Source organism: Streptomyces sp. NPDC048483 (genome assembly GCF_040651455.1).
GTDB lineage: Bacteria > Actinomycetota > Actinomycetes > Streptomycetales > Streptomycetaceae > Streptomyces.
Window position 1 is genome coordinate 36484 of the sequence record NZ_JBEZJZ010000009.1, and the last position, 15657, is coordinate 52140.

At 68.9% G+C, this 15657-nt stretch carries 13 protein-coding genes and 1 pseudogene; 8 read left to right on the forward strand and 6 right to left on the reverse strand.

The window, feature by feature from the left end; translation table 11 throughout:
• Positions 1-8 precede the first annotated feature (8 nt).
• Positions 9-1538 carry a UDP-N-acetylglucosamine 1-carboxyvinyltransferase gene (locus AB0D04_RS07215; RefSeq protein ID WP_362700259.1) on the reverse strand — a complete coding sequence of 510 codons (1530 nt, stop codon included), beginning with the start codon at positions 1536-1538 and terminating at the stop codon, positions 9-11.
• A 127-nt stretch (positions 1539-1665) separates the two neighbouring features.
• Here AB0D04_RS07215 and AB0D04_RS07220 point away from each other — a divergent pair, with 127 nt between their 5' ends.
• From AB0D04_RS07220 to AB0D04_RS07230, 3 genes are read left to right on the forward strand one after another with little or no spacing between them, the layout of a single operon-like run.
• Positions 1666-2619 (forward strand): DUF1648 domain-containing protein, encoded by a 954-nt coding sequence (locus tag AB0D04_RS07220; RefSeq protein ID WP_362700261.1) that lies wholly within the window; start codon positions 1666-1668, stop codon positions 2617-2619.
• Between the two features lies 1 nt (position 2620).
• On the forward strand, positions 2621-2980 hold the full coding sequence (locus AB0D04_RS07225) for a GntR family transcriptional regulator (protein ID WP_362700263.1): 360 nt from the start codon (positions 2621-2623) through the stop codon (positions 2978-2980).
• 37 nt (positions 2981-3017) lie between these two features.
• Complete coding sequence (locus tag AB0D04_RS07230) at positions 3018-3821, forward strand: S16 family serine protease (protein ID WP_362700265.1); 804 nt, start codon at positions 3018-3020, stop codon at positions 3819-3821.
• Positions 3822-3923: 102 nt separating this feature from the next.
• Here the strand turns inward: AB0D04_RS07230 and sigJ are convergent, their stop codons facing one another.
• Entirely contained in the window at positions 3924-4871 is a 948-nt protein-coding gene (gene sigJ / locus AB0D04_RS07235) for an RNA polymerase sigma factor SigJ (RefSeq protein ID WP_362700267.1), read from the reverse strand.
• A 139-nt stretch (positions 4872-5010) separates the two neighbouring features.
• A complete protein-coding gene (locus AB0D04_RS07240) occupies positions 5011-5466 on the reverse strand; it encodes a carboxymuconolactone decarboxylase family protein (protein WP_362700269.1) in 456 nt (151 codons plus the stop codon).
• A gap of 278 nt (positions 5467-5744) precedes the next feature.
• Between AB0D04_RS07240 and AB0D04_RS07245 the strand changes: the two are divergent.
• Positions 5745-6655: pseudogene (locus tag AB0D04_RS07245) on the forward strand (NAD(P)H-binding protein).
• A gap of 5 nt (positions 6656-6660) precedes the next feature.
• On the opposite strand, the gene AB0D04_RS07250 reads toward AB0D04_RS07245, so the two are convergent.
• Complete coding sequence (locus tag AB0D04_RS07250) at positions 6661-6966, reverse strand: hypothetical protein (protein ID WP_362700271.1); 306 nt, start codon at positions 6964-6966, stop codon at positions 6661-6663.
• A 391-nt stretch (positions 6967-7357) separates the two neighbouring features.
• On the opposite strand from AB0D04_RS07250, the gene AB0D04_RS07255 reads away from it, so the two are divergent.
• Together AB0D04_RS07255 and acnA are read left to right on the forward strand one after the other, a co-directional pair.
• Entirely contained in the window at positions 7358-8701 is a 1344-nt protein-coding gene (locus AB0D04_RS07255; RefSeq protein ID WP_362700273.1) for a hypothetical protein, read from the forward strand.
• 218 nt (positions 8702-8919) lie between these two features.
• Positions 8920-11634, forward strand: a complete 2715-nt coding sequence (gene acnA / locus AB0D04_RS07260; RefSeq protein ID WP_362700275.1) for an aconitate hydratase AcnA — start codon at positions 8920-8922, stop codon at positions 11632-11634.
• 85 nt (positions 11635-11719) lie between these two features.
• Here the strand turns inward: acnA and AB0D04_RS07265 are convergent, their stop codons facing one another.
• Both AB0D04_RS07265 and AB0D04_RS07270 read right to left on the reverse strand, forming a co-directional pair.
• Positions 11720-12541 (reverse strand): MerR family transcriptional regulator, encoded by an 822-nt coding sequence (locus AB0D04_RS07265; RefSeq protein ID WP_362700276.1) that lies wholly within the window; start codon positions 12539-12541, stop codon positions 11720-11722.
• A 57-nt stretch (positions 12542-12598) separates the two neighbouring features.
• Entirely contained in the window at positions 12599-14215 is a 1617-nt protein-coding gene (locus AB0D04_RS07270; RefSeq protein ID WP_362700278.1) for an ADP-ribosyltransferase domain-containing protein, read from the reverse strand.
• Between the two features lie 328 nt (positions 14216-14543).
• Between AB0D04_RS07270 and AB0D04_RS07275 the strand changes: the two genes are divergently transcribed.
• Positions 14544-15206, forward strand: coding sequence for a macro domain-containing protein (locus AB0D04_RS07275; RefSeq protein WP_362700280.1), 663 nt, complete (start codon positions 14544-14546; stop codon positions 15204-15206).
• Between the two features lie 154 nt (positions 15207-15360).
• Positions 15361-15609, forward strand: coding sequence for a DUF6191 domain-containing protein (locus AB0D04_RS07280; RefSeq protein WP_362700282.1), 249 nt, complete (start codon positions 15361-15363; stop codon positions 15607-15609).
• Positions 15610-15657 lie beyond the last annotated feature (48 nt).

The window sequence follows — 15657 nt, forward strand, 5'->3', positions numbered from 1 at the left end:
TGTATGCGTCAGATGTCACGGAAAATCTCGATCTGCGCGCCGATGGAGTTCAGCCGCTCCGCCAGATCCTCGTAACCCCGGTTGATGACATAGACGTTGCGCAGTACAGAGGTGCCCTCGGCGGCCATCATCGCGAGGAGGACGACGACGGCCGGGCGCAGGGCCGGGGGGCACATCATTTCCGCGGAGCGCCAGCGGGTGGTGCCGTCGACGAGTACCCGGTGCGGGTCGAGCAGTTTGACCTGGGCGCCCAGGCGGTTGAGGTCGGTCAGATAGATCGCGCGGTTGTCGTAGACCCAGTCGTGGATGAGGGTCTGGCCCTGGGCGCTGGCCGCGATGGCCGCGAAGAAGGGGACATTGTCGATGTTCAGGCCCGGGAAAGGCATCGGGTGGATCTTGTCGATGGGGGCCTGGAGCTTGGAGGGGCGTACGGTCAGATCGATCAGCCGGGTGCGGCCGTTGTCGGCGGGGTACTCCGCGCTGCGTTCGTGGTCGAGGCCCATCTCTTCGAGGACGGCCAGCTCGATCTCCAGGAATTCCACCGGCACCCGGCGGATGGTCAGTTCCGACTCGGTGACCACCGCCGCCGCCAGCAGGCTCATTGCCTCGACCGGGTCCTCGGACGGCGCGTAGTCCACGTCCCGGTCGATGTGCGCGACGCCGTGGACGGTGAGCGTGGTCGTCCCGACCCCCTCGACCTTGACGCCCAGCTCCTCCAGGAAGAAGCACAGGTCCTGGACCATGTAGTTGGAGGACGCGTTGCGGATGACCGTGACGCCGTCGTGCCGGGCGGCGGCCAGCAGGGCGTTCTCGGTGACGGTGTCGCCGCGCTCGGTCAGGACGATCGCGCGCTTGGGGGCGACGGTGCGGTCGACCTCGCCGAGGTAGGTGCCGTCGGTCGCGGTGATCTCCAGCCCGAAGTGCCGCAGCGCCGTCATGTGCGGCGTCACGGTACGGGTCCCGAGGTCGCAACCGCCCGCGTACGGCAGCTTGAAGTGGTCCATGCGGTGCAGCAGCGGCCCGAGGAACATGATGACGCTGCGGGTGCGGCGGGCCGCCGCGGTGTCCATCGCGTCGAGGTTCAGCTCGGCGGGCGGGATGATCTCGAGGTCGCTGCCGTTGTTGATCCAGCGGGTGCGGACGCCGATGCTGTTCAGCACCTCGAGGATGCGGTAGACCTCCTCAATGCGCGCCACCCGGCGCAGAGTTGTGCGGCCGGCGTTCAGGAGCGTGGCGCAAAGCAGCGCAACGCAGGCGTTCTTGCTGGTCTTGACGTCGATACTGCCGGAGAGCCGGCGGCCGCCGACGACCCGCAGATGCATCGGCCCGGCATAGCCGAGCGAGATGATTTCGCTGTCCAGGGCCTCGCCGATGCGAGCGATCATCTCAAGGCTGATGTTTTGGTTGCCGCGTTCGATGCGGTTGACCGCACTCTGGCTGGTGCCGAGCGCCTCGGCGAGCTGCGTCTGTGTCCAGCCCCGGTGCTGTCGGGCGTCACGGATGAGCCTGCCGATGCGTACAAGGTAGTCGTCTGCCATGTGGTGACCGTATCTCAGATATGAGATGGATGCCCGTATTGAAGCTTGTCGGATTGTTGGGCCTTCTCTGGCTCACTCCGCTCCAGTTGTTCTACTATCACGCGAACAAATCAAACTGGAGGTTGTCATGGGCGCCAGGAACTGGTTTGCCGCATTCCCCTTCGTCGCGGCCGTCGCGATCACCTCGGGCGTCTACGCCGGGGTGTCCGGACGGCTGCCCGAGCCGCTCGCCACCCATTTCGGACCCGGCGGGCAGGCCGACGGGTACACCTCCGCCCACGGCTTCCTCACCGTGGTCCTCGTCGCGCTCCTCGTCCTCGGCAGCGGCCTCGGCGTACTGGTTCACCTGCGCCGCACCGCATCGGGCACCCGCTGGGCGATATCCGCCGGATGGGGGAGCGCCGCCCTGCTCGGCTGCCCGGCGTGTCTGACGCTGCTCGCCAACGCCGGTGTCACCGACGCGGCCGACGTACGGCTTCCGGCCTGGCAGGTGGTGGTGACGCTCGCCGCGCCCGTCCTGTGCGGCGGACTTGGCCGGCTGCTCGCCGGCCCCGACGAGCAGCCGGCCCTGCGGGGGCCGTCCGGCCCCGTGCGGCGCCTCGCCCTGGCCCGCGGCGAGACGGCGGGCTGGTCGCGCACCGTCAGCTCGCCGCTGATGGCCCTTGTGGCCGTCGCGCTGCTGTGTGCCTCCCTGGTGACGGGCTTCACGGCCGACTGGTTTGTCGGAGTCGGTCTCCTCGGCGGCGCCTTGGCGGTCGGCGCGCTCGCCTCCGTACGGGTGACCGTGGACCGGCGCGGACTGGCGCTCGCGTCCACGCTGGTGCCGTACCCTTTCCGGCGCATCCCGCTCGACCGGGTCGTGGAGGCCGTCAGCCGGAAGATTGTCCCTTTCGCCGACTTCGGCGGCTGGGGCTATCGCACGTGCCCCGGCCGCAGCGGCCTGGTGGTCCGTTCAGGTGACGGGCTGGTGCTGAGGCTGGCCGGCGGCCGGGAGTTCGTGGTGACGGTTGACGACGCGGCCACCGCCGCCGCGCTGTTCAACACCTATCTCGACCGTGCGCGGGCACGGCAAGGAGGCTGAGGTGCTGTTCCGGGTCGACCCCAGCTCCACCGTCCCCCTGGGGGACCAGATCGCGGCCTCGGTGCGCGGCGCCATCGCCGACGGCTCGGTACACGCGGGCGAGCGTCTGCCTGCCGCCCGTGCCCTCGGCGCGTCCCTCGGCGTGAACGTCCACACGGTGCTGCGCGGCTACCAGCGCCTGAAGGAGGAGGGCCTGATCGAACTCCGTCGCGGCCGCGGCGCCGTGGTCACCGGTGCCGCCTCCCCCGCCCGCGCCCGCCTCGGCGAAACCGCCGACCAGCTGATCGCCCAAGCACGCCAACTGGGCCTCTCGGACGAGGAGATCGTGACGGTGGTGCAGGTCGGGCTGGCGGGGCGGTGAAAACGGCGGGCCCATGCACTGCGGTTACATTGACGGCGTGATCTCTCGCCCCTTCCGTGACGGAGCCTCCGCCCGCCCCCGTGTCCTCGCGCTCAGCGCCGTACCCCTGGTGGCGCTGCTCGCCGTCGCCGGCCTTGCGCCGCTGCCCTATTCCGTTGCGCGGCCCGGTCAGACGAGGGATGTGCTCGGGGCGTACGGCGGCGACGAGGTCATCTCCCTCAGTGGCGCTCCGGTACGCAGGACCAGTGGCCAGCTGCGGATGGTGACCATCATGGCGACGGCGCCGCGCGCCGATGTCCGCCTGGTCGATCTGCTCGACGGCTGGTTCCGTACGGACCGAGCGGTGATGCCGAAGGACGCGCTCTTTCCGTCCGGTAAATCCGATGCGCAGATCGCGGAACACCACATCGCGGACATGAAGAAGTCGCAGAATTCCGCGGTCGTGGCCGCGCTCGGCTTTCTGAAGAAGGACCCGGACCGGGTGAAGGCGAAGCTGAAACTCGACGATGTGGGCGGGCCGAGCGCCGGCCTGCTGTTCTCCCTCGGCATCGTCGACAAGCTGGACGGCGACGGCAGCGGCGGCGACCTCACCGGCGGCCGGAAGGTCGCCGGTACGGGCACGATTGCCGCCGACGGCACGGTGGGCGCCGTCGGCGGCGTGGCGCTGAAGACGCAGGCGGCCAAGCGCGACGGGGCGAGCGTCTTCCTCGTACCGAAGGCGGAGTGCGCCCACGCGAAGGCCGCCTCCGAGGGGCTGCGGCTGATACCCGTCACCACCCTCAAGGGCGCCGTTGACGCACTCCGCGCGCTGGACAACGGCGGGCCGGTCCCGGCCTGTTGACCTCGGCCGGTTTGTTGACCTGACCTGACCTGACCTGACCCGGCCTGGCATGCGGCTGGGCGTGCGTCCCGCCGCCCAGCCCTGGCGCCCGCCCGGGGGCCGTCAGAAGGCCGTCACATCGATCCGCCCCAGACGGTCCGGGTCCGCAAGGATATTGATCTCGACGACCTTGCCGTCCGCGATCGTGAACCCCATGACCGAGAACGCCCGGCCCTCGCGGAGGGTCACGAGCCCCGGCGCTCCGTTCACCAGCGCCGGCTGAGAGGCCAGGGCGAACCGCGAGAACAGCACCGCCTGTTCCACGACGGCCCGCGCTCCGCGCACCACCTTCGACAGGTTCGGGGACACCGCGCCACCGTCGGCACGCAGCAGCACATCCGGGTCGAGGACCGCAAGCAGCGCGTCGAAGTCGCCGTTACGGGAGGCGGCGAGGAAGGCGTGGACGACTTCGCGCTGGCGGGGCAGGTCGGTGTCGGGGGCCGCCGTGCCCTGGACCCGGCGACGGGCGCGGCTGGCGAGCTGGCGGGTGGCGGCCGGGGTGCGTTCCACGATGGGGGCGATCTCGTCGAAGGGCACGGCGAACATGTCGTGCAGGACGAACGCCAGCCGCTCGGCGGGAGCCAGCGCCTCGAGGACGACCAGCAGCGCCAGCCCGACCGAATCGGCCAGCAGCACTTCCTGCTCGGGGTCGATGCCCTCCTCGCGGCTGATGACCGGCTCGGGGACGTGGGTCTCCCACGGGTCCTCGCGCAGGGCCTTACGGGTGCGCAGCATGTCCAGGCACACCCGCCCGACGACCGTCGTCAGCCAGCCGCCCAGGTTTTCCACGCCCTGCGCCCCGGCGCGGCTCAGCCGCAGCCAGCTCTCCTGTACGGCGTCGTCCGCCTCGGCCAGCGAGCCGAGCATCCGGTAGGCGACCGCCCGCAGATGGCCGCGGTGCTCTTCGAACCGCGCCGCCAGCAAGTCGGCCCCGGCCCCGGTCCCGGTCCCGCTCCCGTCCTCGGCCCCGCTCCCGGCGCCGTTCCCGGACTGGTTCTCGTACACGTCCATCGCTCACAGTCCTCCGTTACGGTCCATCACAGCAGTGACGAACGGATCCCGGCCGATGTGACACGAAGGCGCCCACGAGGCCGGAACGATCACCCCATCATTGCGGATGACCGCTCCGGCCCTGCCAGTTGCCCGTCGGCTACCAGGTCCCGCCCGCCACCTGCTGGGTGGTGACGTTGAGGCGGTTGAACAGGTTCGTGACGCCGATCATCAGGGTCAGGGCGGCCAGCTGCGGCTCGTCGTAGTGGCGCGCGGCCTCGTCCCAGATCGCGTCCGGCACCGGGTCCGCCCGGTCGGCCAGCCGGGTGGCCGCCTCGGCGAGTGCCAGCGCGGCCCGCTCGGCGTCGGTGAAGAACGGCGCCTCCCGCCAGGCCGCCACCGCGTGCAGCCGCTCATCGCTCTCGCCGTCCTTCTTGGCCTTCAGCGCGCCGCCGACCACGCAGTAGCTGCACCCGTTGATCTGGCTGGCGCGCAGATGGACCAGCTCCAGCGTGGTCTCCGGCACACCGCCCTTCTGCACGGCCTTGATCACGTCGAGGATGGCCGGCATGGCCTCGGGGATGACCACGGCCGGGTTCTGCATACGTGCCTGCATGGCGTTCTCTCCTTGTGCGATGGCTGCGGTTGCTGCGCTTCCACGGCGTGCACCGCTTGATTGCGTCGTCATTGCTCCGTCATTGCTCCGTCACTGCTCTGACGGACCGCGGCGCGAGGATGTGACGGGTGGCGGTGTACGAATCCAGGGAGGGGCGGGACCGATGCCGCCGTCCATCTCCTTGACCTGAAGCGCAGTTGAGCTCCTAGCGTCTCGCCGTACAGGTCTCCCACCGGCATCCGCCGGACCAGGAGACACGAGAGAACAGGAGCCACGACATGACGACGATCCTCGTGACCGCCGCAACCGGAAACATAGGAAGCGCTCTGCTGGAGCAGTTGGTCGGGCACGGCGGCGCCGCGCCGATACGCGCCCTGACCCGTGACGCCGCACGGGCCGCGTTCCCCGAAGGAGTCGAGGCCGTCGAGGGCGATCTCGCCCGGCCGGGCTCCCTTGGGCCCGCACTGGACGGGGCGCGCTCCCTGTTCCTGGTTCCCGGCCTGGGCGCAGACGCCGCAATCCTCACCGCCGCGCGACGGGCAGGCGTGGAACACGTGGTGCTGGTCTCCTCCCTCACCGTCCAGACCCATCCCCACCTTGCCGCCGCCGGCGAGCACCTGGCCGTCGAGACGCTGCTCAAGAACAGCGGCATGGCGTGGACGATCCTGCGCCCGACCCAGTTCGCCTCGAACACGCTCTGGTGGGCGCCGGAGATCCGCGAGCACGGGACCGTCCACGCGCCCTTTCCCGATATCGGGCTTCCCACCATCGACCCGTCGGACATCGCGGCGGTGGCCCGACTCGCCCTGACCGAGCCGGGCCACCAGGGACAGACCTACGCCCTGACCGGACCGGCACGCATCACCCCGCGGCAGCAGGTCGAGGCCATCGCCGCAGCGCTCGGCCGGGCCCTGGCCGTCGTCGAGATCAGCCGCGAGGAGGCCCACCGGCGGATGGCCCCCTCATGGGGGCCGAAACCGCCGATGCCGTGCTCGACGTCACCGGCGGCGACATCACCGACGAACTCCTCACGGTCCGCGACACGGTGCCCCGTCTCACCGGCTCCTCGGCCGCACCGTTCCACCAGTGGGCCGCCCGGAACACCGCCGCCTTCCCTCCGGCCCTGCCCACCGCCCCCACGCCCACGCCCATGACCACAACCACCACCACCGCGCCGGGCCGCGGCTGATCCCGCTACGCCCTGCGGCACCTCTCCTCGTTCTTGATCACAATCAGCGTGACCCGTAGCCCGTCCCTTCGGGCCCCCGGCGCCGGCTGCTGGTCACAGACCTTCCACCCGGCGGGCCACCACACATGGCGCCCCCTGCCGAGGCCGTCCGCGAAGCGCACGCTGAGGTCGTAATGGAGGGCCTGGGAGGCGGCGACCAGCCCCTTGCCCTTCACATTCGGCATCTTTCCGGGACCGGCGTCGGCCTGCGCCGGCCCGGCCAACGCGACAGCGGACAGGGCCAGGGCCGCGGTGATGACGGTTTTCTTCATGCCTCAGAAATGACCGCCCGGCGGGCCGATCACGCCCCGCCCGACCTGATCGGAGCAGCGACGCATGGCAGACCCTCGTCGGTACGCAACACCCGGTGGCCGTCGTCCGCGACCCGTCGTCGCCACGCCGGGCACACCACCGACAGGCGCAGCGCCGCCGGGCCCCGCTCACCGCATCCAGGAGGAACCGGCTGCACAGGCGGGCAGCTCCTGATGATCGGCAAGCATGACGTCCCCCCTGCACCACGGCGGCAGTTACGGTCGCCGCGGGACGTGGGTTACCACGACGGTGCCGGGGACGTCGGCCTCACCCGGCGCCTGCCACGCTCCGCCTCGCGGCCCGGAACCACTCCGTTGCCCGGCCGAAAGACGGTTGGGCAGCACGGCGCCCATGCGACGTCATGAGTACCCCGGCCCCATGGCGCTGTGTGCCATGCAGAGCCTGGCCTCCCGAACGTTCCCGACGGCCGGCTATCGGCACATCGGTGACCTCACCTGGAACCAGTGCCTGTCCGCCGACGGGGCCGACGAGTGCCCGACGGCGCTCTGGAGTCAGGGGGAGTGCACGCTGGCCTGGGGCCGGCTGGAGACGCCCGGCACCCTGATGCTCCAGGTCGATCCGGGACACCCGGAGTTGGCCGACGAGGTGCTCGCCCGGGCCGGACGGACAGCTCGCGGCCCGCTGGGGATCGACGTCGCCGAGACGGAACCGCACCTGATCGCCGCGCTGGAACGGCGCGGATACCCCCGCACCCCCGACGGCCCGTTCATGGCATGCCTCGGCCGCGCGCTCACCGATCTGCCGGACATCCCCCGCCTTCCGGACGGCTACACGATCCGGACTCAGAACGACGACGCCGACGTGGCCGGCCGTGCGGCCGCACACCGCGCCGCCTTCGGATCCCCTCGGATCACCACCGAACGCCATGCCCGTATGCGCAATACCTGGCCCTACCGCTCCGCATACGATCTCGTCGTGGCGTCGCCCTCCGATGACGTCGTCGCCTACTGCCAAGGCTGGTACGACGAGGCCAACGGAACCGGCGTATGCGAACCGGTCGGCACGTATCGCGACCGCCGCCGCCTCGGGCTGGCCCGTGCCGTCTGCACGGCCGTGCTGCACGCGTTCGCCGACGCCGGCGGCCGGCGCCAGGGCCCTCCGGCCCTGACCCCCACCCCTCGCTCAGGCCCTGCCGGCCCGCGCCTGACGGCCGCTCGGCCCGCTGCGACGATCTGCCGATGGATGATCGACGGATGGATGTGGATGGATGTGGATGACGCACTGATAGGTCACTGGAGCAGCACCCCGTTCGACCATGGGGCCATGGAAGCCTCTGAGCTGGCGTTTCTCGGTGACGGTTGGGGGTGGAGCGCCTGGTTCCACGTCTATGCGCTGTGCGTCACGCGCTTTCGCTGGCGGTGTCCCGCACCAGGGGTGCTGGAACTGCGGGCGAAGTGGACGGTGGAAGGAACGCCCGGCGAGGGGTCCGGATCCGCGGCGTTCGGCTCGATGGAGCCGGCCCGGCAGGTGGACGAGGTCACGCGCCATCACTACGACCTCGGGCCTGCCGCACCGATGCCAGGAGCGGAGGCACTAACGGCGGTCAGCTTCGTGGAGGCGGTGGAGTTCTGCCACCAGTACGCCAGGGGGCCGAAGGAGATTCGGCCCGAGGAGGATCCCACCCACCTCGTGGTGCCTTATGCGACGAACCGGGCAGTGGCCCCACTTCCGTGAGACCGGTCGGACTTCGATGAGACAGGACACCCGGCCAGGGCATGACCTCGGCGCGGCGATGTATTAGAGTTATCTCGACATCGAGATATCTGCCGAGAAGCGTACCGCTGCCGCGCTAGTAAGGGTTACCTAACTTAGGCGTACCTTAGCGGATCGGCAAGGACCTGTGACGGCAGGATGCGGTGGTACGCGCGAATTCATGCATGAAGGAGACTGTCGTGTCGGCGAACAGCTTCGACGCCCGCAGCACGCTGCAGGTGGGCGACGAGTCGTACGAGATCTTCCGGCTGGACAAGGTGGAGGGCTCCGCCCGCCTGCCGTACAGCCTGAAGGTGCTGCTGGAGAACCTGCTCCGTACCGAGGACGGCGCGAACATCACCGCCGACCACATCCGGGCGCTGGGCGGCTGGGACTCCCAGGCTCAGCCCAGCCAGGAGATCCAGTTCACGCCGGCCCGCGTGATCATGCAGGACTTCACCGGTGTGCCGTGTGTGGTGGACCTCGCGACCATGCGCGAGGCCGTGAAGGAGCTCGGCGGCGACGCGGCGCAGATCAACCCGCTCGCCCCGGCCGAGCTGGTCATCGACCACTCCGTCATCGCCGACAAGTTCGGTACGAAGGACGCCTTCGGCCAGAACGTCGAGCTGGAGTACGGCCGCAACAAGGAGCGCTACCAGTTCCTGCGCTGGGGCCAGACCGCCTTCGACGAGTTCAAGGTCGTCCCCCCGGGCACCGGCATCGTCCACCAGGTCAACATCGAGCACCTGGCCCGTACGGTCATGATCCGCAACGGTCAGGCCTACCCCGACACCCTCGTCGGCACCGACTCGCACACCACCATGGTCAACGGCCTCGGCGTGCTGGGCTGGGGCGTCGGCGGCATCGAGGCCGAGGCCGCCATGCTCGGCCAGCCGGTCTCGATGCTCATCCCGCGCGTGGTCGGCTTCAAGCTGACCGGTGAACTGCCGGCCGGCACCACCGCCACCGACCTCGTGCTCACCATCACCGAGATGCTGCGCAAGCACGGCGTCGTCGGCAAGTTCGTCGAGTTCTACGGTGAGGGCGTCGCCGCCACCTCGCTCGCGAACCGCGCCACCATCGGCAACATGTCGCCGGAGTTCGGCTCCACCGCCGCGATCTTCCCGATCGACGGCGAGACGCTGAACTACCTGAAGCTGACGGGCCGCAGCGCGCAGCAGGTCGCCCTCGTCGAGGCGTACGCCAAGGAGCAGGGCCTCTGGCTCGACCCGGCCGCCGAGCCCGACTTCTCCGAGAAGCTGGAGCTGGACCTGTCGACGGTCGTCCCGTCGATCGCCGGCCCCAAGCGCCCGCAGGACCGTATCGTCCTGGCCGAGGCCGCCACGCAGTTCGAGCGCGACGTCCTCAACTACGTGTCCACCGCGGACGAGGCGGGCGAGGAGTCCTTCCCGGCCTCCGACTCCCCTGCCGCCGCCAACGGTGTGCCGAGCCGTCCGACCACGGTCACCGCCCCCGACGGCTCGACCTACGAGATCGACCACGGTGCGGTGACGGTCGCGGCCATCACCTCCTGCACCAACACCTCGAACCCGTACGTCATGGTCGCCGCCGCCCTGGTGGCCAAGAAGGCGGTCGAGAAGGGCCTGACCCGCAAGCCGTGGGTCAAGACCACCCTCGCCCCCGGCTCCAAGGTCGTCACCGACTACTTCGACAAGGCGGGGCTCACCCCCTACCTCGACAAGGTCGGCTTCAACCTCGTCGGCTACGGCTGCACCACCTGCATCGGCAACTCCGGCCCGCTGCCGGAGGAGGTCTCCAAGGCCGTCAACGACCACGACCTGGCCGTGACCTCGGTGCTCTCCGGCAACCGTAACTTCGAGGGCCGGATCAACCCCGACGTCAAGATGAACTACCTCGCCTCCCCGCCGCTGGTCGTCGCGTACGCCCTCGCGGGCTCGATGAAGGTGGACATCACGCGCGACGCACTCGGCACGGACACCGAGGGCAAGCCGGTCTTCCTGGCGGACATCTGGCCGACGGAGGCCGAGGTCAACGACGTCGTCGCCAACTCCATCGGCGAGGACATGTTCAACAAGTCCTACCAGGACGTCTTCGCGGGTGACGCCCAGTGGCAGGCCCTGTCGATCCCGACCGGCAACACCTTCGAGTGGGACCCGCAGTCCACCTACGTCCGTAAGCCCCCGTACTTCGAGGGCATGACGATGGAGACCACGCCGGTCTCCGACATCACCGGCGCGCGCGTGCTGGCCAAGCTGGGCGACTCGGTCACCACCGACCACATCTCCCCGGCCGGTGCGATCAAGGCCGACACCCCGGCCGGCAAGTACCTCACCGAGCACGGCGTCGAGCGTCGCGACTTCAACTCCTACGGCTCGCGCCGTGGTAACCACGAGGTCATGATCCGCGGCACCTTCGCCAACATCCGCCTGCGCAACCAGATCGCGCCGGGCACCGAGGGCGGCTTCACCCGCGACTTCACCGTCGAGGACGGCCCGGTCGGCTTCATCTACGACGCCTCGCAGAACTACCAGGCCGCCGGCATCCCGCTGGTCATCCTGGCCGGCAAGGAGTACGGCTCCGGCTCGTCCCGCGACTGGGCCGCCAAGGGCACCGCGCTTCTCGGCGTCAAGGCCGTCGTCGCCGAGTCGTACGAGCGCATCCACCGCTCGAACCTCATCGGTATGGGCGTCCTCCCGCTCCAGTTCCCCGAGGGCGCCTCGGCGGAGTCCCTGGGCCTGACCGGCGAGGAGACCTTCTCCGTCTCCGGCGTGACCGAGCTGAACGACGGCACCACGCCGCGCACCGTCAAGGTGACGACGGACAGCGGTGTCGAGTTCGACGCGGTCGTGCGGATCGACACCCCCGGTGAGGCGGACTACTACCGCAACGGCGGCATCATGCAGTACGTGCTGCGGTCGCTCATCCGGAAGTAGGCACAGCCGCACGTACGGGTGGCCGGGGACCGTTGCGGTCCCCGGCCACCCGCACGTGATCAGCGTTCAGGCAGGGTGTGACTGATCAGGCCCGGGTCACCGGTGCCTGGAGTTCCGTCACCCAGTTGTCGCGGTTCTCGGGGCATTCCAGGTTGATCTCGCGGGGATATCCGGCCGACCGGTATCCGTTGCCGTCGATCCAGCGGGCCAGGGCCTGGGCAGTAGGAAGCACGGCATCCATGGAGCCGCGGTGCACGAGGGTCGCCGCCTGGTCGAGGGGCGGCAGGTCGAGGATCCGCACGGCGCCTTCCTGAAGGGGCGCGGAGACCTGGACGGCGGCGTGGACGCGGATCCTGCCCTCGCCCTCCGGGGAGTCCTCGTAGGAGGCGACACCAGGTCCCGTGGGGGTGATGCCCGCCGCGTCCAGACGCTGGAACAGCTCGTCGTACAGCGGCCCGATGACGGGGCCGATGTCCGCCGGCTCGAAACTTGCGGCGGTCGCGGTCAGTTCCGCCACCCGCATGGCGGGGACGCTCTTGATGACGACGTCGTTCATGGGCATGTGCCCCTCGCTCTCGATCGCTCGGAGCCTCGTCTCGACCTGCACCAGCCGCGCTCCCGCGGCGACCATGGCGGTCTCCAGTTCGGCCCGTCGCAGCCGCAGCATGCCCCGCAGTTCCTCGGTGGTGACCTTCTCCTCCACAATGTCCCGCACCTGCTGGAGGGTGAAGCCGAGGTCCTTGAGCGCGATGACACGGTTGAGGCGGGCGAGCTGCGCGGCGGTGTAGTAGCGGTAACCGGTGGCCGGGTCGACATGGGCCGGGCGCAGGAGTCCGGTGGCGTCGTAGTGACGCAGCATCCGGACCGATACGCGGCCGTGCCGGGCGAAGTCTCCGATGGTGAACATGATGTCTCCGAGTTGACCGTCTGACACGGTGTGAGGGTCAAGGCGACCGGCGCGTGCTCAGGACACGAGCGTCTGCTCTTCCAATTCGGTCAGCTTCACGGTGCACAGGCCGCCGCGCTCGGTCTTGACATCCGCCACCTTGAGCTGCGTGCCCGGCAAGAGGATGAATTCCTCCTCATCGGTGAACGCGGAGAAACTGCGGATGCCCACGGCCCGGACGGGGGCCACCTCGAAGAGCGTCCGCTTGCCGCGGCTGCCGAGGAATCCCCGTGCCACGCCGACCTTGGACGTGCACGAGGACACGCCCCACCAGGTCACGGTCCGACCGAGTGGGTACTGCGCACGCAGGTCCAGCGACACCCCACGCCACAACGGCTCCGTGCGGGCGGGAAGTCCCGACACCGCCGAGAACAGCAGCCGCAGATACGGGAGGTACGGGACGATTTTGGTCCGGTCCGGGGCGCGCAGGATGGCGTTGATCTCCCGGTAGAACCCGGACTCGCAGGTATAGAGGTAGAGGGCGGCAATGGCCTCGGCGGAGAGGCTGCCGGCCGGTTCGTCCGCCCGTCGCTTGCCGAATTCGTGCGACAGCTTGACGTGCCGGTCCAGACCGGACAGCAGCTTGGCGACCGGAGTGACGGCATCGCGGAATTCCATGAGCGGCGTGTCGAACACACCGGTAATGGCAGGGAGGACCAGCCCCTCGTCTTTGACGCCGGCGAGCCGCTCGAGGTACAGCTGATGAAGCTCCATGGTGGACGCGATGAATGCGCCCATGCGTGCGGCAATGCCGCCGTCCGTCCCGTCGGCCTCCGCCGCGAGCTTGTTCCAGCCTTTGCTCGGCAGCCAGTCGATCTCATCGGTGCCGAGCGACGCGAGGGCCGCGTTCACCATTCCGAAATGGTCGTCTTCGCAGAAGATGTCGCCCTGCGCCGCGGGATTGCAGTGGTCGATATGCCGGACTTCGACCTCGGGATACTTCTTCTGGAGCCGGAGAACGACCTTTTTGAGATTACGTGCGTGAGCGCCCCACCATGCGAAGACAACGCCGCGGTCCTCCTCATCGGCGTTCTGCTTGGCCTTGAGGATTTCTTCGACGACCCGCTCGGCGACCGGACGCCAGAATGCGGTGTGCCGGGCGGCTCCCGTTGTCCCGTCACTGCTGGCGGTGAGTGCCGCGTTCAACAGCAGTACGCCCTGCGTGAGCATCGCCTGAAACCATTCCGGCGGCTGGACGGCGTCCTGCTCCTTCAAAAGCGCGCGAATGTCGGCAATCGGCGTCTTCTTGGGTATGCCGTACTTCCACATCGCCGCTGCCTTGATGATGCAGCGGATGCTGACGACCTTGCCGAACTGGCTGTCTTTCCAGTCGTGGAAGGTGTTGTCGAACATGGCGATGCCGGTGGCGCTTTCCGGCCGCGGGTAAGGGTTCTGACCGAAGACGACGACCTTCCACTTGTGCGGCGGGTTGGGCTTGAGCGCCTGGAAGGTCAGTTCGCGAGCGGGGACGACCTCCGGACCGCGGCCCGAACCGATGAACGTGGCCGCGTCCGGCTGCGCCTCAATGACCGGCTTCAGCAGCGGAAGCCACGGTTCACCGCCGCCCTTGAACAGTTCGGCGAGGGCCAGCGGGTCATTCGGGTCGGGATTGGCCGGGGTGTTGGCATCGCTCATTGCTGAGGAACTCCGAATTATCAAACCATGCTGATGGGGACATGGTTGGCGAGGTAGTCGTTTCCGCGCGAAATCCCTGAATACGGCGACAGAGAACCCGAAACGTCATGCATGCGGACTGGCAGGAAGGCCCTCGTCGGCAGCGTCGGATTTCAAGGTTTGACCCGCGGAAATCTGGCGGCAGGCTAACACCGGGTCAGTACGCTCGCAATCGGTGACGATAGGTCACGAACCCCTGCCAACAGCTGCGTTGTCAGTGGGGCACGGTAGCGTTGTGAGCGGTGGAAGGACCGTTTCTCGATGGGAGTGCATGATGACCGTAAACCGCGTGCAGCCGCCGCTCAGGGTGGTGTTGACCGACATCAACACACGAGTGGTGGAGGCGTGGCGGGCGGCGTTCGCCGACACCCCCGAGATCGAGATCCGCAAGGGCTCGATCCTCGATGAGGATGTCGATGCCTGGGTCAACCCGACCAACTCCCGGGGCCGGATGGACGGCGGGGTCGACGCGGTCATCAAGCGGCACCTCGGAGCGGGCATCCAACTGCGCGTGCAGCGGGCGATCCGCGACCAGTTCGCGGGAAGGCTCCCGGTGGGCAGCGCGGTGTGTATTCCGTCCGGGGCGATCAACCCGAAGTTCCTGATCTCGACGCCGACGATGGAAGCGTCCTCACAGGACGTGAGCGAGACCCTGAATGTGGCCCTGGCGTGCGCCGCCGCGTTCCAGGCGATCCACCGGCAGAACAACGAGGCGCCGGGCAGCGTCGAGTCGGTGGCGCTGGTCGGCATGGGCGCCCAGACCGGCCGGGTGCCGGCACGGGTGTGCGCCAACCTGATGTGGACGGGCTACACGCTGTTCAACGACTACTGCTTCGACGACTACGACGACCTGCGGAGCACGATCATTGCGCAACTTGACGACATCGAGAACGCGCCCGACGAAAAGCGGATACGCATAGCGCCGCCCAAGCGCTCCACCTCCCGTCGCTGACCGAGGTTTCCAGGTTTCCACCTGGGGGTGAGGCGGCCCGAATACGTCGTTCGCGGGTCGTTCGAAGGTCCGTTCCTTTACGGTTTCCGTGCGGGGAACATCGACAAGCAACGACGTCTGGAAGCGAGGCCGGGTGTTAACGACGATCGCAGGTGTGATTGCTGCGCTGTGGGTGCTGCTCTTCGTGTGGGTGAGCCGACGCCGGCGCAAGTTCGGCGGAGGCGGTGCGACGTCCGGCGCATGGGACGAGCTTTTCCAGCCCTCGCGACAGCATGTCCAGGAGGAGAAGGAACGCCGGCTCGTTCTGCGCGACGATGCGGAGTCCGGCGCACCGCCGCGCAATTCGGTGGACCTGCAGTCCGGCATCGCGGTCATGCACTCAACGCCGAGCCGTAAGCCCTAGGGACGCAGAGAAGCCGTAAGCCCTAAGGACGTAGAGAAAGGGAGACGT

What these genes read in the sequence shown, in the direction of transcription:
- AB0D04_RS07215 (WP_362700259.1), bottom strand. Translation starts at nt 1,538, where the DNA reads ATGGCAGACGACTACCTTGTACGCATCGGCAGGCTCATCCGTGACGCC.
- AB0D04_RS07220 (WP_362700261.1), top strand. Translation starts at nt 1,666, where the DNA reads ATGGGCGCCAGGAACTGGTTTGCCGCATTCCCCTTCGTCGCGGCCGTC.
- sigJ (WP_362700267.1), bottom strand. Translation starts at nt 4,871, where the DNA reads ATGGACGTGTACGAGAACCAGTCCGGGAACGGCGCCGGGAGCGGGGCC.
- AB0D04_RS07240 (WP_362700269.1), bottom strand. Translation starts at nt 5,466, where the DNA reads ATGCAGGCACGTATGCAGAACCCGGCCGTGGTCATCCCCGAGGCCATG.
- AB0D04_RS07250 (WP_362700271.1), bottom strand. Translation starts at nt 6,966, where the DNA reads ATGAAGAAAACCGTCATCACCGCGGCCCTGGCCCTGTCCGCTGTCGCG.
- AB0D04_RS07255 (WP_362700273.1), top strand. Translation starts at nt 7,358, where the DNA reads ATGCGACGTCATGAGTACCCCGGCCCCATGGCGCTGTGTGCCATGCAG.
- AB0D04_RS07265 (WP_362700276.1), bottom strand. Translation starts at nt 12,541, where the DNA reads ATGTTCACCATCGGAGACTTCGCCCGGCACGGCCGCGTATCGGTCCGG.
- AB0D04_RS07270 (WP_362700278.1), bottom strand. Translation starts at nt 14,215, where the DNA reads ATGAGCGATGCCAACACCCCGGCCAATCCCGACCCGAATGACCCGCTG.